Annotated in this window: 14 protein-coding genes; 7 read left to right on the top strand and 7 right to left on the bottom strand. The window is 71.8% G+C overall.

Translation table 11 applies throughout. The annotated features are described in order from the left end of the window. The first annotated feature begins 505 nt into the window (after positions 1-505). Positions 506-1,279: an RluA family pseudouridine synthase gene (locus NVS89_RS20210; protein ID WP_258734568.1), complete on the top strand. Its 774-nt coding sequence runs from the start codon at positions 506-508 to the stop codon at positions 1,277-1,279. On the opposite strand, the gene NVS89_RS20205 is transcribed toward NVS89_RS20210, so the two are convergent. Further along, positions 1,245-2,225: a glucokinase gene (locus tag NVS89_RS20205; RefSeq protein WP_258734567.1), complete on the bottom strand. Its 981-nt coding sequence runs from the start codon at positions 2,223-2,225 to the stop codon at positions 1,245-1,247. The two genes, NVS89_RS20210 and NVS89_RS20205, sit on opposite strands and share 35 nt — an antisense overlap. A gap of 219 nt (positions 2,226-2,444) precedes the next feature. Between NVS89_RS20205 and rsmB the strand changes: the two genes are divergently transcribed. The 3 genes from rsmB (at position 2,445) to purH (ending at position 7,377) form a co-directional block, all read left to right on the top strand. Continuing rightward, complete coding sequence (rsmB, locus tag NVS89_RS20200; protein ID WP_374114608.1) at positions 2,445-3,818, top strand: 16S rRNA (cytosine(967)-C(5))-methyltransferase RsmB; 1,374 nt, start codon at positions 2,445-2,447, stop codon at positions 3,816-3,818. A 112-nt stretch (positions 3,819-3,930) separates the two neighbouring features. Continuing rightward, complete coding sequence (locus NVS89_RS20195; protein ID WP_258734565.1) at positions 3,931-5,649, top strand: heparinase II/III family protein; 1,719 nt, start codon at positions 3,931-3,933, stop codon at positions 5,647-5,649. Positions 5,650-5,787: 138 nt separating this feature from the next. Then, positions 5,788-7,377, top strand: a complete 1,590-nt coding sequence (gene purH, locus NVS89_RS20190; protein WP_258734564.1) for a bifunctional phosphoribosylaminoimidazolecarboxamide formyltransferase/IMP cyclohydrolase — start codon at positions 5,788-5,790, stop codon at positions 7,375-7,377. Positions 7,378-7,444: 67 nt separating this feature from the next. Here purH and NVS89_RS20185 read toward each other — a convergent pair whose 3' ends face one another. After that, positions 7,445-8,143 carry an OmpW/AlkL family protein gene (locus NVS89_RS20185; protein ID WP_374114609.1) on the bottom strand — a complete coding sequence of 233 codons (699 nt, stop codon included), beginning with the start codon at positions 8,141-8,143 and terminating at the stop codon, positions 7,445-7,447. A 307-nt stretch (positions 8,144-8,450) separates the two neighbouring features. Between NVS89_RS20185 and NVS89_RS20180 the strand changes: the two genes are divergently transcribed. Next, on the top strand, positions 8,451-13,307 hold the full coding sequence (locus tag NVS89_RS20180) for an NAD-glutamate dehydrogenase (RefSeq protein ID WP_258734563.1): 4,857 nt from the start codon (positions 8,451-8,453) through the stop codon (positions 13,305-13,307). A 270-nt stretch (positions 13,308-13,577) separates the two neighbouring features. Here the strand turns inward: NVS89_RS20180 and acs are convergent, their stop codons facing one another. The 5 genes from acs to tsaD all read right to left on the bottom strand — a co-directional run bounded on the left by acs (position 13,578) and on the right by tsaD (position 18,823). Next, positions 13,578-15,536, bottom strand: a complete 1,959-nt coding sequence (gene acs, locus NVS89_RS20175; protein WP_258734562.1) for an acetate--CoA ligase — start codon at positions 15,534-15,536, stop codon at positions 13,578-13,580. 137 nt (positions 15,537-15,673) lie between these two features. Then, positions 15,674-16,342, bottom strand: coding sequence for a class I SAM-dependent methyltransferase (locus NVS89_RS20170; protein ID WP_258734561.1), 669 nt, complete (start codon positions 16,340-16,342; stop codon positions 15,674-15,676). Then, positions 16,339-16,770, bottom strand: coding sequence for an EVE domain-containing protein (locus NVS89_RS20165; protein WP_258734560.1), 432 nt, complete (start codon positions 16,768-16,770; stop codon positions 16,339-16,341). The genes NVS89_RS20170 and NVS89_RS20165 overlap by 4 nt, the downstream gene beginning before the upstream one ends. 2 nt (positions 16,771-16,772) lie before the next feature. After that, entirely contained in the window at positions 16,773-17,762 is a 990-nt protein-coding gene (locus NVS89_RS20160; protein WP_258734559.1) for an NAD(P)H-dependent glycerol-3-phosphate dehydrogenase, read from the bottom strand. After that, entirely contained in the window at positions 17,762-18,823 is a 1,062-nt protein-coding gene (gene tsaD / locus NVS89_RS20155; protein WP_258734558.1) for a tRNA (adenosine(37)-N6)-threonylcarbamoyltransferase complex transferase subunit TsaD, read from the bottom strand. Before tsaD ends, NVS89_RS20160 begins: the two co-directional genes overlap by 1 nt. Positions 18,824-18,884: 61 nt before the next feature. Here tsaD and hemC point away from each other — a divergent pair, with 61 nt between their 5' ends. Both hemC and NVS89_RS20145 read left to right on the top strand, forming a co-directional pair. Then, entirely contained in the window at positions 18,885-19,847 is a 963-nt protein-coding gene (gene hemC / locus NVS89_RS20150; protein WP_258734557.1) for a hydroxymethylbilane synthase, read from the top strand. Positions 19,848-19,852: 5 nt separating this feature from the next. Next, a complete protein-coding gene (locus NVS89_RS20145) occupies positions 19,853-20,569 on the top strand; it encodes a uroporphyrinogen-III synthase (RefSeq protein ID WP_258734556.1) in 717 nt (238 codons plus the stop codon). The last annotated feature ends 32 nt before the right edge of the window (positions 20,570-20,601 follow it).

The raw sequence follows: 20,601 nt of genomic DNA, 5'->3' as shown, positions 1-20,601 counted from the left end.
TGGCGATGCCGAGGCCATGCGCTTGAGGGATCTGCCGCCTAGCGTCGACGAGGCGACGGCCTTTCGGCGGATCCGTTCCTCGACGGCAGGCGACCCGAACGGGAACGCCGCTTGGGCCATGCGCGCCGCGGCGGCGCGGATTTGTCGGGCGTGATCGACTCATATACCCGCGGCCCTGGAATCGCAGGCTGGCGAAAGGGGTATCCTGGTTCTCGAGGCGCGCGGGCAGAGGCCGATGGTCGAGGCGATGAGGGCTCTGCTCGCGCATTGTTTCGGCGTCTTGGAGACACATCGCGTCGAGCCGGACAACGACACCCCCGGAACGGCTCGCCGGAGGCCGGGTTGCGGCGGGAGGGCCCGCCGCGCGATCGGCTACAAAGTCTGCGGCACGCCGCGCACCGTCGTCATGTGGTCGCTGCTGCGTGCCGATCGGGAGGCCGGCGCCGACGGCCGGCATCCCACCATGCCTCTCGACGCGCCGCCTGCTCTGTGCTGTGACGGCGCGATGAGCCAGATCGCGCCCGACGCTCCCGCCCCGCTCGACATCGCCTCCCGCCTGCTGCACCGGGACGGGATGATGCTCGTCATCGACAAGCCGGCCGGACTCGCGGTCCACAAGGGGCCGAAGGGCGGCGAGACGCTGGCCGATCATCTCGACGCTTTGCGCTTCGGCCTGCCCGCGGCGCCCGAACTCGCCCACCGGCTCGACAAGGACACCTCCGGCTGCCTGGTGCTGGGCCGCCATCGCAAGGCCTTGGCCGAGCTCGGCCGGGCCTTCGCCGACGGCAGCGTCGGCAAGACCTATGTGGCGGTGGTGCGCGGCGTGCCGGCGCAGGAGGCGGGGCGGATCGAGCTGAAGCTCGCCAAGCGCTCGCCCACGCGCGGCTGGTGGATGCAGGTCGACCCGCGCGGGCAGGAGGCGATCACCGAGTGGCGGCTGCTGGCGGCGGGGGAGGGGCTCGCCGTGCTGGCGCTGTCGCCGCTGACCGGGCGCACGCACCAGCTTCGCGTCCATCTCGACGCCATCGGCCACCCCATCCTCGGCGACAGCATCTATGGCGGCGCCTCGCGCCTGCCGGGCGGGCCGGTGCTGCACCTGCATTCGCGCCGGGTGGTGGTGCCGCAGAAGAAGGGGCGCGCGCCGGTCGACGTCAGCGCGCCGCTGCCCGCCCATATGCGCGCAACGCTGGAGCGGGCCGGGTTCGAGGTCGCGGCGCTGGAGGCGGCGGCCGACGCCGCGTCCTTCACACGAGGTGAAGGTTCGGCTTCGCGTCCTTGAGGCCGCGCGCCAGCCGGGCGCCGAGCTGGCCGCAGCCCACGAGACCGGGCGTCGGGTGATTGATGATGTTCACCGGCGTGGCGACGAGCCTTGCCTCGTGCGGGGGATGCTCCTCGAACGCCTTGCGGAACGGCGAGCCCTCGAAGAAGGGTGCCAGCGCGGTCGACACGCCGCCGGCGAGGAAGACGCCGCCGCGCGCGTTGAAGATGAGCGCGAGGTCGCCGGCGATGCGTCCGAACAGCCGCAGGAAGATGTCGATGCTCGCCCGCGCCGCGTCGTCGCCGCGATGGGCGGCGGCGATCACCTGTTCGGGGGAGAGGTCCTTGCCGGCGAAGATGCGGTGGATGCGCCCGAGCCCCGAGCCGGACACTGCATGCTCCACCACCACGGGGCCGAGCTCGCTGAGCAGATGGGCGAGCAGGCGCGCCTCCTCGGCATTGGCGGCGCCGAGCCGGCAGCGTCCGCCTTCTCCGGTGACGGTGTGATAGGTGCGCCCGATACGCAGCAGGCCCGCCGTGCCGAAGCCGGTGCCGGGGCCGCAGACCACCATCGGCGCGGAGGTGTCGGCATGGGCGTGGCCGACCGGGACGAGGTCCTCCGCCGTGAGGGCGGGCACGCCCTGGGCGAGCGCCTCGAAATCGTTGACGATGGACAGCTTCTGCCAGCCGAAATGCTTGCGCAGCCCGGTCTTGGTGAAGGACCAGTCGCGGTTGGTGAGCTTGATGGTCTCGGTGTCGGCCGGGGCCGCGACCGCCAGCACCGCCCCGCCGATCGCCGAGACGCTCGCCGCGTCGCGCATCGACAGGTCCGCCTCGATCATCGCCTCGAAGCCGGCGAACGAATCGTTGCGGTGGATCTGCACGTCGGTGGGCACGCCGTCGGCGCCGACCTTGGCGAGGCGGGAGGAGGTTCCGCCGATATCGGCGATCAGGACGAGATTCGGCATGAAAGCTAACGCTGATCCTACGCTGGTCGCGACATGCGGCCGGCCCGGCGGCGCCGGGACCGGACGCGGTGGCCCGCTCCGGGACACAGATAGGAGCCAATCTCGCGCGCTTCCACAAGGGCGCGGGGCCAACTCTTTGCGGCGAGTGGCTTCTTCGGCCCTCCACACCACCTCAGGGTATGGTTGCGTTCGCGCCGGCACGGGCCTAGTGCGTTGGCGATGAACGACACCCCTCGCGCTCCGAATCGCCGCCGTCCGGGCCGTCCCGACGGCAAGGCTCCGAGGAAGGCCGGCGGTTCGCGCCCGGCGCAGACGCCCGGACTCGCCGTGCGCCGTGCGGCGGTCGATGCGATCGACGCCGTGCTCGACAAGGGCCGCCCGCTCGAGGAGGCGCTCGACCGCCTGACCCGCGACCTCGACGAGCGCGACCGCTCGCTCGCCCGCATGATCGCCGCCACCAGCCTGCGCCGCCTCGGCAGCCTGCGCGCCCTGTTGCGCGGCATGGTCGAGCGCGGCCTGCCGGAGAAGGCGCGCCGGGTGGAGACGCTTCTCGTCGTCGGCGCCGCGCAGATCCTGCTCACCGAGGTGCCGGACCATGCGGCGGTGGCGACCAGTGTCGCCCTGGCCGGCGAGGACCCGGCGAGCGCCGGCTTCAAGGGCCTCGTCAACGCGGTGTTGCGGCGGGTCGCCCGCGAGGGAAAGGACACGCTCCCCGAGGGTCCCGACCAGCCGGGATGGATGGTCGAGGGCTGGCGCGAGGCCTATGGCCCGCAGGAAGGCGCGGCGATCTCGAAGGCGCTGGCGCACGAGGCGGGGCTCGACCTGACGGCGCGCGCGGATGCCGCCGGCTGGGCACAGACGCTGGGCGGGCGGCTTCTGCCCACCGGCACGATCCGCCTCGTCGATGCCGGCAATGTCACCGCGCTCCCGGGCTTCGCGGAGGGCGCCTGGTGGGTGCAGGACGCGGCCGCCGCGCTGCCCGCGCGCTTGCTCCATCCCGCCCCGGGAATGACGATCGCGGATCTGTGCGCCGCGCCGGGCGGCAAGACCGCCCAGCTCGCGGCGGCGGGCGGCGAGGTCACGGCGGTCGACCGCTCCGGCCAGCGGCTGAAGCGGCTGAAGCAGAATCTCGACCGGCTCGGGCTCTCGGCCGCCATCGTCGAGGCGGATGCGGCGAGCTTCGCCGGCGGGCCGTTCGACGCCGTGCTGATCGACGCGCCGTGCTCGGCCACCGGCACCATACGCCGTCATCCCGACGTCGCCTGGAGCAAGCGCCCGGAGGACGTCGCCGCGCTCGCCGGCCTGCAGGCGCGCATCCTCGCGCGCGGCGCCGAGCTGGTGCGGCCCGGCGGCGTGCTGGTCTATTCCACCTGCTCGCTGGAGCCGGAGGAGGGAGAGCGGCAGGTCGAGGCGCTGCTCGCCGCGCGGCCCGACTTCCGCCGCGAGCCGATCGGGCCGGGCGAATGCGGCATCCCGGCGGAGTGGATCAACGCCGCGGGAGAGCTGCGCACCCTGCCGACCCACCTGCCGGACGCCGACCCGCGCCAGGCCGGCCTCGACGGCTTCTTCGCCGCGCGGCTGCGGCGCGCATGAGCCGGGGACGGCGCCGTTCGAGGCTGTTGGAGGCGGAAGAGGGCTTCGATAAGCTGTCATCCGGGGGAGGGCCCAGGTTTGCCCGCACGCAACGACAAAAGGTAGGCCGCTGATGGCCCGCGATCTCCACGCGGACCGTGCCCGGCTGGCGCTGTTCGTGACGCAGTTCGGCTGGCACCGGCTGCGCACGCGCCTGATGGCGCACCCGCTGTTTCCCTGGCGCAGCACCTCCGTGCCGGTGCCCTCGCGCCTGCTCTTCGCCCCGCACGATCTGCGCACCGGCGACCCCACGCGGGCCAGCGAGTTCTATGCCGGGCGCTTCGCCTTCGCCGGCAAGGTGGTGCTGACCGACGGCGTTTCCCCGTTCGAGGTCGAGCCACCCTCGCGCGAATGGGCCGAGGAGCTGATGTCCTTCGCCTGGCTGCGCCACATGCAGGCGGCCGGCACCCCGATCGCCCGCGCCAATGCCCGCGCGCTGGTGGGCGACTGGATCGGCATGCGCGGCCACCGCATGCCGATCGCCTCCTCGCCGGAGGTGATGGCGCGGCGGGTGATAAGCTGGCTCACCCAGTCGCCGCTGGTGCTGCAGGACGCCGATCCGAGCTTCCACCGCCGCTTCATCCGCAGCCTCACCAGCCAGGTGCGCATGCTGGCCAATATCGGCGCGGATGCGCGCGACGGACGCCCGCGCCTCGCCTGTGCGCTGGCGCTCGCCTTCGCCAGCCTGTGCATGGCCGACCAGACCCGGCTGATGAAGCTGGCGCAGAAGCGCCTGGTGGACGAGCTCGACCGGCAGATCCTCGCCGATGGCGGCCATGCCAGCCGCAATCCCGGCATGCTGGTGGAGGTGCTGCTGGACCTGCTGCCGCTGCGCCAGTGCTTCGGCGCCCGCCACATGCCCCCGCCGCCCGCGCTGCTCAACGCCATCGACCGGATGATGCCGATGCTGCGCTTCTTCCGCCATGTCGACGGCGCCTTCGCCCATTTCAATGGCATGGGCCCGACCCCGGCGGACTGGCTGGCCACCGTGCTGGCCTATGACGACGCGCGCGGGCGCCCGCTCTCCAACGCGCCCTATTCGGGCTATCAGCGCATGGAAGCGGCCGGCACGGTGCTGATCGCCGACACCGGCGCGCCCCCGCCCATGCCGCTCAGCCACGAGGCCCATGCGGGGTGCCTGTCCTTCGAGATGTCGGCGGGGCGCAACCGGATCGTGGTCAATTGCGGCATGCCGGCGACCGCGCGCGAGGAATGGCGCGCGGTGGCGCGCCAGACCGCCGCCCATTCCACGGCGACGGTGGAGGAGACCTCCTCCTGCCGCTTCGTGACCGGCGGCGCGCTGATGCGCCTGTGCGGCACGCCGATCCTCGAGGGACCGGCGGAACTCCATGTCGACCGCTCCGAGCGCGGCGGCGCGGACGTGCTGCGCGCCAGCCACGACGGCTATGCGCGCCGCTTCGGCATCATCCACCAGCGTTCCTGGCGGCTGTCGCCGGACGGGGCGCGGGTCGATGGCGAGGACCTGTTCCGGGTAGCGCAGGGCGAGGAATTCTCCGCCGACCAGCCCAGCGGCTACGCCATCCGCTTCCATCTGCATCCCGCCGTCCAGCCCTCGCGTGCCAGCGACGGGCACAGCGTGATCCTGAAGCTGCCGGACGGCGACCGCTGGGCCTTCGCGGCGCCCGACAGCGCGGTGACGATCGAGGAGAGCATCATGCTCGCCGCCGGCAGCGGGCCGCGCCGTACCGCCCAGCTCGTCATCACCGGCCAGGCCCGGGAGGTGCCGCGGGTGGCGTGGACCTTCGTGCGTGCCAAGTCGGTAAAGGGCTGAGGGCGGTGAAGGGCTGAAGGCGGTGAAGGGCCTGAGCCCTGGGGCCGGCGCGGGGCCGGCATCGCGCGCGCCGGTTTCCGTCGGGGCGCGGACGTGATAGGGCGGCGCCCTGATCCCGCTCACGAAACGGCCCGTCCAATGTCCACCGATGTCCGCCCCATCGCCCGCGCCCTGATCTCCGTCTCCGACAAGAGCGGGCTCGTCGCCTTCGCCGGCAGGCTCGCCGCGCACGGCGTCGAGCTGGTCTCGACCGGCGGCACCCGCAAGGCGCTCGCCGAGGCCGGGCTTAAGGTGCTCGACGTCGCCGACCTCACCGGCTTTCCCGAGATGATGGACGGGCGGGTGAAGACGCTGCACCCGGCGGTGCATGGCGGCATCCTCGCGGTGCGCGACGATGCCGCCCACCAGGCCTCGATGAAGGAGCACGCGATCGCCCCGATCGACCTGGTGGTGGTCAATCTCTACCCGTTCGAGGCGACGGTGGCGCGCGGTGCCTCCTATGACGAGTGCGTCGAGAACATCGACATCGGCGGCCCGGCGATGATCCGCGCGGCGGCGAAGAACCATGCCGATGTCGCGGTGGTGGTCGACGCCTCGAGTTACGAGAGGGTGCTCGCCGAGCTCGAGGAGAAGGGCGGCACCACGCTGGCGACGCGGCGCAAGCTGGCCCAGCTCGCCTATGCCCGCACCGCCACCTACGACGCCGCCATCACCCGCTGGTTCGCGCAGGTCGAGAACGACACCACGCCGAACACCCGCATCTTCGACGGCACGCTGGCCGAGGCGCTGCGCTATGGCGAGAACCCGCACCAGAGCGCGGCCTTCTACACCGGCGGGGCGGCGCGCCCCGGCGTCGCGACCGCGCGCCAGCTCCAGGGCAAGGCGCTGTCCTACAACAACCTCAACGACACCGACGCCGCCTTCGAGGCGGTGGCCGAGTTCGATCCCGCGCGCGGCCCGGCGGTGGTGATCGTCAAGCACGCCAATCCCTGCGGCGTCGCGGAGGGCGCGACGCTGGAGGCGGCCTACCGCAAGGCGCTGGCGTGCGACCCGACCTCGGCCTTCGGCGGCATCGTGGCGCTGAACCGCACGCTCGACGCCGACGCGGCGCGGGCGATCGTCGAGATCTTCACCGAGGTGATCGTCGCCCCCGATGCGAGCGAGGAGGCGATCGCCATCGTCGGCGCGAAGAAGAACCTGCGCCTGCTGGTGACCGGCGCGCTGCCCGATCCGCGCGCCTCCGGCACGCTGGTGAAGTCGCTCGCCGGCGGCCTCCTGGTGCAGTCGCGCGACAATGCGGTGGTCGACGACATGGAATTGCAGGTGGTGACGAAGCGCGCCCCGACCAATGCCGAGCTCGCCGACCTCGCCTTCGCCTTCCGCGTCTGCAAGCACGTCAAGTCCAACGCCATCGTCTATGCGAAGGACCTCGCCACGGTCGGCATCGGCGCGGGGCAGATGAGCCGGGTCGATTCGGCGCGCATCGCCGCCTCCAAGGCTCGCGACGCCGCGCAGGCGGCGGGCCTCGCCGAGCCGCTGACCAAGGGCTGCGTGGTCGCCTCCGACGCCTTCTTCCCCTTCGCCGACGGCCTGCTCACCGCCATCGAGGCGGGCGCGAGCGCGGTGATCCAGCCCGGCGGCTCGATCCGCGACAAGGACGTGATCGCCGCCGCCGACGAGGCCGGCGTCGCCATGGTGTTCACCGGGGTGCGCCACTTCCGCCACTGAGCGGCGGACGCGAAAAGGGGCCGGCTCGCGCCGGCCCCCTTCGGCTTCCGAGTCGATCCCCCGACGCTCAGAAGCGGTAGGTGACGCCCAGACCGACGATCCACGGATCGAGATCGGCCTTGCCGGTCAGCGCGGTGCCGGCGACGGTGACGTCGAAATCGGGCTGCAGGAAGAGCTTCTTGACGTCGACGTTGACGCCCCAGTGCTCGTCCAGCATGTAGTCGAAGCCGGCCTGCAGGGCGAAGCCCCAGGTGTCGTGCACGTCGAGCGAATCGGCGCTGTCGGCCTTCTGGTCGAAGAAGATGGTGTAGTTCACGCCCGCGCCGACATAGGGCTTGAAGGCGCCGAAATCGGTGAAGTGATACTGCAGGGTGAGGGTCGGCGGCAGCAGCCAGACCTCGCCGATCTTGCCGAGCCCGGACAGCGAGCCGGCGCCGTTGATGTCGTGCGGCGTGACGCCGAGGATCAGCTCGGCGGCCCAGTTCTCGGTGAAGAAGTAGGTGATGTCGAGCTCGGGCACGACCGAGGTCGAATATTCGAGATCCGAGCCGGAAATGCCGTCCACCGATCCCTTGTCCTCCGGGATGACCACCAGCGCGCGCACGCGGATCTGCCACGGGCTCGGCTGGGCCACCGGCGCGGGCGCCTTGTAGGCCGGCGCCGGCGCGGCGACGTCCGCGGCCATAGCGCTAGTGACGGCGCCGGTGAGGGCCATCGGCAGCGCGACGAGCGCCGCGCAGGTGGCGGAAAGGGTGAAACGACGGATCGACATTGTGGTCCCCTGAACCTTTTGAGGCGGCCCCCGTCCCCACAGCGGCCATGAACACATTCCTGCGACCGGGCGGGACGGGCGGGGTTGATCGATGTCAAAAGGCGCATGCGCCGCGCGGTTCATGTGACCGCACGGCAACAGACCTGTCGTGTGCGCAGGAATCGTGTCCGTGCAGCGCCGCCGCGACCCTGTCGCACACGCGCGATATGCCGTCATCGCGTGGACAGGATAGGATGCATCCATAAGTCCGGCCGCTGCCATGGGCGGCACGGATGCCGAGAACCGGCAAGGGAGGACAATCATGGGCGTCGAAGGATTCCTCGCCACCGAGGACGAGCGTGCCGCGCGCCAGCTCGTCGAGCAGGCGGACCTGATTCTCCAGGCGACCGATGGCGAGGTGCCGCCGCGCTTCGCCGGCCGGCTGTTCGGCCGCGCCGTTGCGGAAGATGTGCGGCTCTACACGGCGCACGAGCTGGCGAGCCTCGCCGGCCGCGCCTATGCCCATCTGAAGAGCCGCCGGCCCGGCGCGTTCGACATCCGCGTCGAGCCGCCCGCGCCGGTCAAGGACGGGGAGCGGCTCGCCAAGGTCAGCGTGATCGAGATCGTCAACGACGACATGCCGTTCCTGCTCGATTCAGTGATGGCGGCGCTGAACGCGCAGGGCCTGACCGCCTCGCTGGTGGTCCACCCGATCCTCGGCGTCGACCGCGACGCGGCGGGCGAACTGCACGGCGTGGGCGACGCCGGCGCCGGGCGCATGCGGCGCGAGAGCCTGATCCACATCCATGTGCCGCGCATCGAGGACGAGGCCCAGCGCGAGGCGCTGGTGGCCGAGCTTTCCGCCACCCTGACCCAGGTGCGCGCGGCGGTCGACGCTTGGCAGCCGATGATGGCGCAGGTGCGCGCCGCCGTCGCCGATCTCGGCCACGCGCCGGCCGCGGTGCCGCGCGAGGAGGTGGAGGAGGCGATCTCCTTCCTCGAATGGCTGCTCGCCGGCAATTTCACCTTCCTCGGCTGCCGCAGCTACGACACCGCCGGCGCGGCGTCGGCCGGCCAGCCGCCGACCCGCTTCGACCGCCGCATGACCGACGCGCTCGGCCTGCTCGCCGACGAGGAGTTCCGCCTGTTCCGCCGGCCGAGCGACCCGCGCGCGGTCAGCGCCGACCTCTCCGACGTGCTGGCACAGCCGAGCCCGCTCATCGTCACCAAGTCGCGCACCTTCTCCGTGGTGCACCGGCGCACCTGGATCGACGTGGTGGTGATCAAGCGCTACGATGACGCGGGCAACATCACCGGCGGGCTGTGCCTCGCCGGGCTGTTCACCGCGACCGCCTATACGCGCTCGGTCAGCACCATCCCGCTGCTCGGGCGCAAGGTGGCGGCGGTGCTGGCGCGCGCCGGCTTCGCCCCGGAGAGCCATTCCGGCCGGGCACTGGTCAAGGTGCTGGAGAGCTTCCCGCGCGACGACCTGTTCCAGATCGAGCCGGAGCCGCTCTATCACTACGCGCTCGCCATCCTGCAGCTCGACGAGCATCCGCGCGTGCGCGTGCTCGCCTGGCGCGACCGCTTCGACCGCTTCGTCTCGGTGCTCGTTTTCGTGCCCCGCGACCGCTACGGCTCGGAGGTGCGCGAGCGCATCGGTGCGCTGCTGGAGAAGAGCTTCGGCGGGCAGGTGGCGATGTTCCGCCCGCTGTTCATGGACGGGCCGCTGACGCGGGTGCATTTCATCATCGAGCGCACCGGCGGGCGCGAGCCCGAGGTGAGCCGCGCCCAGCTCGAGGAGGGGGTGGCCGCGGTCATCCACACCTGGACCGACGCCTTCAACGAGGCGCTGCGCTTCGTCTTCCCGGCCGAACAGGCGAGCGCGCTCGGCCTGCGCTATGGCGAGGCGTTCCCGCCCGGCTACCAGAGCAGCTACGCCGCCGAGGAGGCGGTCGCGGATCTGCGCCTGATCGAGCGGCTGGGCGAGCAGAACCCGGTGGCGGCCGACTTCCACCGCCCGGATTCGCTGGCCGGGCGCGAGCGCGCGGCGCTGAAGGTGCTGAGCTACGGCGTGCCGCGCCTGCTCTCCGAGCGGGTGCCGATGCTGGAGGCGATGGGCTTCGTCGTCATCGACGAGCGCACCTTCACCGTCGCGGCCCGCGACCGCAGCCCGGTCTATGTCCACGACATGGTGCTGGCGCGCCGTGGCGGCGGCGAGATCGAGCTCGAGGCGCTGGAATCGCGCCTGCACGCCACGCTGATGGCGGTGCTGCGCGGCACGGCGGAGAGCGACGGCTTCAACGCGCTGGCGCTCAATGCCCGGCTCGGCTGGCGCGACATCGCGATGCTGCGCACGCTGGGGCGCTATCTGCGCCAGATCGGCATCCCCTTCAGCCAGGACTATCTGTGGTCGACGCTGAACGCGCACCCGGCCATCGTCGACCGGCTGGTGTCGCTGTTCCACGCCCGCTTCGACCTCGGCGGCGGCGAGGAGCAGCGCGCGGCGCGCGAGGCGGCGATCCGCGAGGAGATCGAGACCGCGCTCGCCGACGTGCAGAGCCTCGACGAGGACCGCATCCTGCGCCGCTTCGCCAACCTCATCGAGGCGGCGGTGCGCACCAATTTCCACCAGACCGGCGAGGATGCCGGGCCCAAGCCCGCGATCGCGATCAAGTTCGTCTCGCACAAGGTGGAGGGCATGCCGCTGCCGCAGCCGCTGTTCGAGATCTTCGTGCATTCGCCGCGGGTGGAGGGCATCCATCTGCGCTTCGGCCGGGTGGCGCGCGGCGGGCTGCGCTGGTCCGACCGGCCGCAGGACTTCCGCACCGAGGTGCTCGGCCTCGTCAAGGCGCAGCAGGTGAAGAACGCGGTCATCGTGCCGGTCGGGGCCAAGGGTGGCTTCGTGCCCCAGCAGCTGCCGGCCGGGCCGCGCGAGGCGATCCAGGCCGAGGGCACCGAGGCCTACAAGCTCTTCATCTCCAGCCTGCTCGACGTGACCGACAATATCGAGGGCGCGGAGATCGTGCATCCGCTCAAGACCGAGCGTCACGACGAGGACGACCCCTATCTCGTCGTCGCCGCCGACAAGGGCACCGCGACCTTCTCCGACACCGCCAACGCCATCGCCCAGCAGCGCGGCTTCTGGCTCGGCGACGCTTTCGCCTCGGGCGGGTCGGTGGGCTACGACCACAAGGCGATGGGCATCACCGCGCGCGGTGCGTGGGAGGCGGTGCGCCGGCACTTCCGCGAGATGGACGTCGACATCCGCGTCGCTCCGTTCACCGTGGTGGGCGTTGGCGACATGTCGGGTGACGTGTTCGGCAACGGTATGATGCTGGAGAACACCATCAAGCTGGTCGCCGCCTTCGACCATCGCGACATCTTCCTCGATCCGAACCCCGATCCGGTGGCCTCGCTGAAGGAGCGCCAGCGCCTGTTCGCGCTGCCGCGCTCCTCCTGGCAGGACTACGACAAGTCGCTGATCTCGGCCGGCGGCGGGGTGTTCCCGCGCTCGGCCAAGAGCATCGCGCTGAGCCCGGCGGTGCGCGAGGCGCTCGGCTTCGACAGGAGCTCGGCCTCGCCCGCCGAGGTGATGAGCGCGATCCTGCGCGCGCCCGCCGACCTGCTGTGGTTCGGCGGCATCGGCACCTATATCCGCGCCTCGTCCGAGACCGACGCGCAGGCCGGCGACCGCGCCAACGACCCGATCCGCATCGCCGGCACCGAGGTGCGCGCCAAGGTGATCGGCGAGGGCGCCAATCTCGGCGTCACCCAGCGCGGGCGCATCGAGGCGGCGCGGCGCGGGGTGCGCCTCAATACCGACGCCATCGACAATTCGGCCGGCGTGAACACCTCCGACGTCGAGGTGAACATAAAGATCGCGCTGGTGCCGGCGGTGCGCGAGGGGCGGCTGGACGCGGAGAGCCGCAAGGCCTTCCTCGCTTCCATGACCGACGAGGTCGCCGCGCTGGTGCTGCGCAACAACTACCTGCAGACGCTGGCCCTTTCGCTGGCGGAGCGGCGCGCGCTCGACGAGCTCGGCTTCCACCAGCGGCTGATGCAGCGGCTGGAGGGGCGCGGCCTGCTCGACCGCGTGGTCGAGGCGCTGCCGAGCGACGCCGAGCTGAACGAGCGGCGCGGGCGCGGGGAGGGGCTGACGCGGCCCGAGCTCGCGGTGCTGCTCGCCTATGCCAAGCTGACCGCCCATTCGGACCTTCTCGACACCGCCGTGCCGGACGATCCCTATCTCGCCCGTGAGCTCACCGCCTATTTCCCACCCGAGCTGGCGAGCCGGTTCCCGCAGGGGATCGAGGGGCATCGGCTGCGGCGCGACATCATCGCCACGCGCCTGTCCAACGCCATGCTCAACCATGGCGGGCCGGCCTTCCTCGCGCGGCTGAACGACGAGACCGGGGCCGATGTCGGCTCCATCGCCAAGGCGTTCGCGGCGACGCGCGAGAGCTTCGACCTCGACGCGCTGAACGCCGCGATCGACGCGCTGGACGGCACGGTGCCCGGCGGCGTGCAGCTCGACCTCTACGCCACGGTGCAGGACGTGCTGCTCGACCGCACCGTGTGGTTCCTGCGCAATGTGGACCTGCGCGAAGGGCTCGACGCGCTGGTGGCGCATTACGCCGCCGGCATCGAGCCGGTGGAGCAGGCGCTCAGCGGCGTGGTGCGCGAGCTGCTGCCGGAGGAGGCCCGGGCCGAGCGCGACGCGCGCGTCGCCCGCTGGACCGATGCCGGCGTGCCCGAGGCGCTGGCGCGCGGCATCGCCCGCCTGCCGGCGGTGGCGAGCGCGACCGACATCGTGATCATCGCCGACCGCACGCGGGCGCCGGTAGCCGAGGTGGCGGCGACCTTCTTCGCGCTGGCGCTGCATTTCCGGCTCGACCGGATCCTCGGCGCGGCGCAGAACCTGTCGGTCAGCGACTATTACGACCGGCTGGCGCTGGAGCGCGCGCTCGCCGCCTTCGAGATCGCGGTGCGCCGGCTGACGGCGGAGGTGATCGCCGAGCACGGCACCGGCGCGGAGAGCGTCGCCGCCTGGGCGGCGGCGCGCGGCGAGGCGGTGGAGCGGGCGCGCAACGGCGTGCACGAGATCGCCGGCTCGGGGCTGTCCGTGTCGAAGCTGTCGGTCGCGGCCAGCCTGCTGGGCGACCTGGTGCGGAGCTGACGGGAAAGGGGCGGGCCCATACTCGCCCCGCCGCCGCGCGCGGCGCGGTTCTCAATCGACATGATGGGCGGCCGGGCATGGCCCGGCTCCCATACCAGCCGATTTGGAGGTGAGGCCGTCTATCGTCCCCAATAGCGGCGATGGAGAGCGAGCCGCTCCATCGCCTTCAAGGTCCCCAAGGGCCGGGGCCACGCGAACGCGGTCCCGGTTCCCAAAGGCCGGACGGTAGGCCGGGCCGGCGCGAAAAAGATCACGCCCGCACGCCCGGGATCACGCCTCGGCGTGCTTCTTGTTCTGGCGCTGCGAGATCAGGTCCTGCACCACCGCCGGGTCCGCCAGCGTCGAGGTGTCGCCGAGATTGCCGTATTCGTCCTCGGCGATCTTGCGCAGGATGCGGCGCATGATCTTGCCCGAGCGGGTCTTGGGCAGGCCGGGGGCGAACTGGATCAGGTCGGGCGAGGCGATGGGGCCGATCTCGCGCCGCACCCAGCCGACCAGCTCCTTGCGCAGCTCCTCGGTCGGCTCCACGCCCGCCATCAGCGTCACATAGGCGTAGATGCCCTGGCCCTTGATGTCGTGCGGGTAGCCGACGACGGCGGCCTCGGACACCTTGGGATGGGCGACGAGGGCGCTCTCCACCTCGGCCGTGCCCATGCGGTGGCCGGAGACGTTGATGACGTCGTCGACGCGGCCGGTGATCCAGTAATAGCCGTCGGCATCGCGCCGGCAGCCGTCGCCGGTGAAGTACTTGCCGGGATAGGTGGAGAAGTAGGTCTGCATGAAGCGCTCATGGTCGCCATAGACCGTGCGCATCTGCCCGGGCCAGGAATCGGCGATCACCAGATTGCCCTCGCAGGCGCCTTCCAGCACGTTGCCTTCCGCGTCCACCACCTGCGGGATCACGCCGAAGAAGGGGCGTGTCGCCGAGCCGGGCTTGAGCCGGGTGGCGCCGGGCAGCGGGGTGATGAGGATGCCGCCGGTCTCGGTCTGCCACCAGGTGTCGACCACCGGGCAGCGCTCCTCGCCGACCACGCGGTAGTACCATTCCCACGCTTCCGGGTTGATCGGCTCGCCGACCGAGCCGAGCAGGCGCAGCGAGGCGCGCGAGGTCTTCAGCACCGGCGCGTCGCCGCCCTGCATCAGCGCGCGGATGGCGGTGGGGGCGGTGTAGAAGATGTTGACCTTGTGCTTGTCGATCACCTCCCAGAAGCGGGAGTTGGACGGGTAGTTCGGCACGCCCTCGAACATCAGCGTGGTGGCGCCGTTGGCGAGCGGGCCGTAGAGGATGTAGCTGTGGCCGGTGACCCAGCCGATGTCGGCGGTGCACCAGTAGACGTCGCCCTCGTGGTAGTCGAACACGTAGTGGTGCGTCATCGCGGCGTAGACGAGATAGCCGCCCGTGGTGTGCAGCACGCCCTTCGGGCTGCCGGTCGAGCCCGAGGTGTAGAGGATGAAAAGCGGGTCTTCCGCGTTCATCGGCGTGGCCGGGCATTCGCTGGTCACGAGGTCGGCGGCTTCGTGGTACCAGACGTCGCGGCCGGGGGTCATGTCGATCGTGCCGCCGGTGCGCTTCACCACGATCACATGGTCGACCTCGGCGTCGGGCGCCTTGGCGATGGCAGCGTCGACATTGGCCTTGAGCGGCACCTTGCGCCCGCCGCGCAGGCCCTCATCCGCGGTGATGATGACGCGCGAGCCGCAGTCGCGGACGCGCCCGGCGAGGCTGTCCGGCGAGAAGCCGCCGAACACCACCGAATGGACGGCGCCGAGCCGCGCGCAGGCGAGCATCGCATAGGCCGCCTCGGGGATCATCGGCATGTAGATGGTGACGCGGTCGCCCTTCTCGACGTTGCGGTTGCGCAGCACGTTGGCGAAGCGGCACACCTGATCGTGCAGCTCGTTATAGGTGATGAGCCTCGATTCCGAGGGGTCGTCGCCCTCCCAGATGATCGCGACCTGGTCGCCGCGCGCGTCGAGATGGCGGTCGATGCAGTTCCAGGCGACGTTGGTCACGCCGTCCTCGAACCATTTGATGGAGACGTGGCCCGGGTCGTAGGAGGTGTTCTTCACCCTGGTGTAGGGTTCGAACCAGTCGATGCGCTTGCCCTCTTCCGCCCAGAACCCCTCGGGATCGCGCACGGAAGCTTCGTACTTCGCCCTGTAGCCGTGGTCGTCGAGATAGGCGCGCTGCGCCCACGCGGCGGGGACGTCATAGATTTTGTCGGACATGGCGTTTCATCCCTCGAGGCTTTTATTGACGTTGCGGAATGCGTGAGGCGTTCGCGCGTGTCGGCGGGATTATGGGCACGCACCTTAGCCCCGACAAGGATCGGGCGCGCGCGACTTTGGTCGGTATGTAGTAGCCCCTAGGGAAGGGCGCGCGGGCGCCAGACGGCGGTGCGCTTGATCTCCGCATCCTCCAGCTCGCGGGTGACCGGCACGCCGTAATCGGCGACCTTCTCCAGCCGCTCGCGCGGGAGATAGGTGCGGGCGGGGTCGCCGATCCACACCTGCGCGCCGCGCGCGGCGAGGCTTTCCAGCCAGGCGAAGACGCGCAGCGCCGTATCGCGCTCATAGGCGATGTCGCCGGCGAGGACGACCTCCCAGCCGGCGTCGGTGCCGACGATGTCCTGCGCCAGCACCTGCGGCGCCTCGACCCCGTTCAGCGCCGCGTTGAGGACGATCGCCGCCTGCGCGAACGGGTCGATGTCGGCGGCCTCGACCGCGCGCGCCCCGGCGAGGCGGGCGGCGATGGCGACGAGGCCGGAGCCGGCGGCGAAGTCCAGCACGCGCCGGCCGCGCACGATGTCGGGATGGTCGAGGACGTGGCGGGCGAGCGCCTGCCCGCCGGCCCAGGCGAAGGCCCAGAAGGGCGGCGGCAGGCCGATCTCGCCCAGCTCCTCCTCGGTGCGCTGCCAGATCGGCAGCGATTCGACCGCGAGCTGGAGGGTGATCTCCGGCACCAGCGGCACGGCAAGCGGGCGCGTCTCGGCGCGGATGAAGGCGGCCGGGTCGGCGGCCGCGCGCCGCGTCATGGAGCGAGGCCGGAGATGCCGCCGGCCATTTCGAGCACGATCGCCCATTCCTCGTCGGTGACCGGCTGCACCGAGAGGCGGGAATATTTCATCAGCGCCATCTCGGAGAGGCGCGGCTCGCCCTTGATGGCGGCGAGCGAGACCGGCTTGACCAGCGGCGCGACCGCCTTGAGGTCGACCATCACGAACTTGCCCGAGGCGTCGGAGGGGTCGGGATAGGCCTGCCTGATCACCTCGACGATGCCGACAATCTCCTTGCCCTCGTTGGAGTGGTAGAAGAAGCCGTGGTCGCCGGTCTTCATCGCCTGAAGCTGCTGCTTGGCGAGGTGGTTGCGCACCCCGTCCCAGTGCGTGCCCCTGGTGCCGGCGGCGATCTGCTGCGCCCAGGACCATTTGAAGGGTTCGGACTTGTAGAGCCAGTGCGCCATTCTCAAAGTTCCGCCTTTTGCGGCCGGGCCAGCAGCGACCCGATCGCCTGATCCACGTTCCAGTGCCCCGCGAGCACCGCCTCGACAGCCGCCGCGATCGGCATTTCCACGCCCTGAGCCTGCGCCATCGCCACCAGCACGCGGGCGGTCAGCGCGCCCTCGGCGAGCTTGCCGGCGGGATGGAGCCCGCCCTCGCGCCCGAGCGAGAGGCCGAGGGCGTAGTTGCGCGACTGCGCGGTCGAGCAGGTGAGGATGAGGTCGCCGAGGCCCGATAGGCCGGCCAGCGTCTCCGGTCGGGCGCCGAAGGCACGGCCGAAGCGGGCGAGCTCGGCGAAGCCGCGGGCGATGAGGGCCGCCGCCGCGCTGGCGCCGAGCGCGCGCCCGCCGACGATGCCGGCGGCGATGGCGAGCACGTTCTTGGCCGCGCCGCCGATCTCGACGCCTCGCACGTCGTCGCTGTGATAGAGCCGGAACGAGGACGAGCCGAGCGCGGCGGCGAGCGCCTCGGCAAGGCCGGGCTCGCGCGCTGCCAGCGTGACCGCGGTCGGCAGGCCGGCGGCGACGTCGACGGCGAAGCTCGGCCCGGAGAGGATGGCGGGGCGCGCCTGCGGGCAGGCCTCGGCCAGAACCTGCGTCATGAACAGCGAGGTGCCGCGCTCGATCCCCTTGGCGCAGGTGACGAGCGGGGTACCGGGCGCGAGGTGCGGGCACAGCTCGGCGGCGGCGGCGCGGCTCGCCTGCGCCGGCACCACCAGTAGCACCGCGTCGCAGGCGGCGAGCGCTTCGGCGTCGGCGGTGGGCTCGACGCCGTCGGCGAGGGCGACGCCGGGCAGGTAGGGCCGGTTCTCGCGCGTGGCGCGCATGGCGGCGATGGCGCGGTCGTCGCGCCCCCACAGAACCACCTCGCGCCCGGCGCGGGCGGCGGCATTGGCGAGCGCGGTGCCCCAGGCGCCGGCCCCGGCCACGCCGATGCGCTGGAGCGGAGGAGGCATCAGTCGAGGCTCGCGGCGCCTTCGACCTCGTCGAGCGGCCAGCGCGCACGCGGAGCGAAGGAGAGCTCGTCGGTCAGGCCGAGGGCGAGGCGCTCGGCGCCCGCCCAGGCGATCATCGCGCCATTGTCGGTGCACAGCTCCGGCGGGGGCACGGCGAGCCGGGTGCCGCCATCGGCCGCCACCTTGTGCAGCGTGCGACGCACCACCTGATTCGCGCCGACGCCGCCGGCGAGGACGAGCGCGTTCGGCTTGATGCCGTGCTCGCGCATCTTGCGCAGCGCGCAGCGCACCCGGTCGGCCAGCACGTCGACCACCGCCGCCTGGAAGGAAGCGCACAAATCGTTGACGTCCTGGTCGTGCAGCGGCGCGATGGCGAGCGCCTCCAGCCGCACCGCGGTCTTCAGCCCGGAGAGCGAGAAGTCCGGCGTCGGCTTGCCCATCAGCGGGCGCGGCAGGTGGAAGCGCGAGGCGTCGCCCCGCAGCGCGGCGCGCTCCACCGCCGGGCCGCCCGGATAGGGCAGGCCGAGCATCTTGGCGGTCTTGTCGAAGGCCTCGCCGATGGCGTCGTCGATGGTGCCGCCGAGCTTGTGGTATTCGCCCACCCCGGTGACGGCGACGAGCTGGGTATGCCCGCCCGAGACCAGCAGCAGCAGGAACGGGAAGGGCACGGCGTCGGTGAGCCGGGCCGTCAGCGCGTGCGCCTCGAGGTGGTTCACCGCGACCAGCGGCTTGCGCGCGGCGAGCGCCATCGCCTTGGCGGTGGTCAGTCCGACGATGACGCCGCCGATGAGGCCCGGGCCGGCGGCGGCGGCGATGGCGTCGAGCTCGACCAGCTTGACGCCGGAGGAGCGCAGCGCGCGCTCGATCACATGGTCGAGAACCTCGACATGGGCGCGCGCGGCGATCTCCGGCACCACGCCGCCATAGGCCGCGTGATCGTCGGTCTGCGACAGCACGATATTGGACAGAATCGTGCCGCTGCCATCGGCGCGGCGGCGCACGATCGCGGCGGCGGTTTCGTCGCAGGTGGTCTCGATGCCGAGAAGAAGAAGATCGCGCATTGACTTCCGGATGCCGGACGGCGTTTTTTTGCCCCGTGAACCGCTAGCATCGCAGGGCCCAATGACGCAATCGTCCCCTTCCTCCGCGCCTTCCGATCCTTCCGCCTCGCCGAAGCTCCGCCTCGGCACGCGCGGCAGCATTCTCGCCCTCTGGCAGGCCGAAGCGGTGCGCGACGCGCTGCTCAAGGCGCATGGCTGGGAGCCTGAGGCGATCGAGATCGTCACCATCCGCACCACGGGCGACGCCCTCACCGACCGCGCCCTCTCCGAGGCGGGCGGCAAGGGGCTGTTCATCAAGGAGATCGAGGAAGCGCTGCTCGACCGGCGCATCGACCTCGCCGTGCACTCGGCCAAGGACATGGAGACGCGGCTGCCGGACGGGCTGCACATCGTCGGCTACCTGCCGCGCGGCGAGGTGCGCGACTGCCTGGTGAGCCGCGACGGCGGCGGGCTCGACGACCTGCCCCAGGGAGCGAAGGTGGGCACCGCCTCGCTGCGCCGCGCGGCCCAGCTCCGCCGGCTGCGGCCGGACCTCGAGATAGGGCTGATGCGCGGCAACGTGCAGACGCGCCTCGGCAAGCTCGAGCGCGGCGAGTTCGACGCGACGCTGCTCGCGCTCACCGGGCTGGAGCGGCTCGGCATCGCCGACAAGGCGAGCGCGATTCTCGGCACAGACGACTTCCTGCCCGCGGTCGGGCAGGGGGCGATCGCCATCGAATCGCGCTTCGGCGACATCGAGGTCGACGCGCTGCTGGTGAAGGCGGTCTGCCCGGTGACGGGGCTGGCGCTGCGCGTCGAGCGCGCCTTCCTCGGCGAGATGGACGGCTCCTGCCGCACGCCGATCGCCGGCCTCGCCGAGGTCGACGGCGAGGAGATCCATTTCCGCGGCGTCGTGCTCTCGCCCGATGGCGAGCAGTATTACGAGATCGTCCGCCACGGGCCGGTGAACCGGGCGCTGGAGCTGGGCATCGCCGCGGGGCGCGAGCTGCGCGCCATGGTGCCGCCCGGTCTGATCGGCGGCTGAGCGCCATGGCGGCCGCGGCCCGCGTGCTGGTCACCCGCCCGGCGCCCGACGCCGAGGCGACGGCCGGCCGGCTGCGGGCGGCCGGGTTCGCGGCCGTGGTCGACCCGATGCTGGTGGTCGAGCCGTTGCCCGGCGCGAGCCTGCCGGAGGGACGTTTCGACGCGGTGGCGCTGACCAGCGTGAACGGGGCGCGCCTGCTGGCCGGCCGGGCCGAGCTCGCCGGGCTGCGCGCGCTGCCGCTCTACGCGGTCGGACGACGCACGGCGGTGGCCGCGCCGGCGGGCTTTGCGGCGACCCGCGTGGCGGGCGGCAGCGGGGCGACGCTGGCCGAGCTGCTGCGGGCGGAGCTGCCGTCCGGCACCCGGCTGCTGCATGTGGCGGGCGAGGACCGGGCGGTCGATCTCGGCGCCGAGCTCGCGGAGGCGGGGATCGATGTCGGTCTGTTCGTGATCTATCGCGCGGTGCCGGCGAGGGTGCTGGCGCCGGCCACCATCGCCGCGATCGAGGGCGGGCAGGTGGGGGCGGCGTTCCACTTTTCCCCACGTACGGCGGCGACGCTGGCGGAGCGCGCGCATGAGGCGGGGGTGGCCGCGCGGCTGGCCGAAGTGGAGCATCTATGCTTCTCGGCAGGGGTCGCCGCACCGCTCCGCACCGCCGGATGGCGTACCCGTATCGCAGCGACACCGAGCGAAGAGGGGTTGTTCGCGCTGCTGAAGCGATGAAGCATGGGGTCCTCCGAGGTTGCGGCCGGCTG

It is taken from the genome of Ancylobacter mangrovi (assembly GCF_024752355.1).
GTDB classification, from domain to species: Bacteria; Pseudomonadota; Alphaproteobacteria; order Rhizobiales; family Xanthobacteraceae; genus Ancylobacter; species Ancylobacter mangrovi.
The sequence above is the reverse complement of the archived record's forward strand: the minus strand, read 5'-3'. Positions and strand labels throughout refer to the sequence as shown.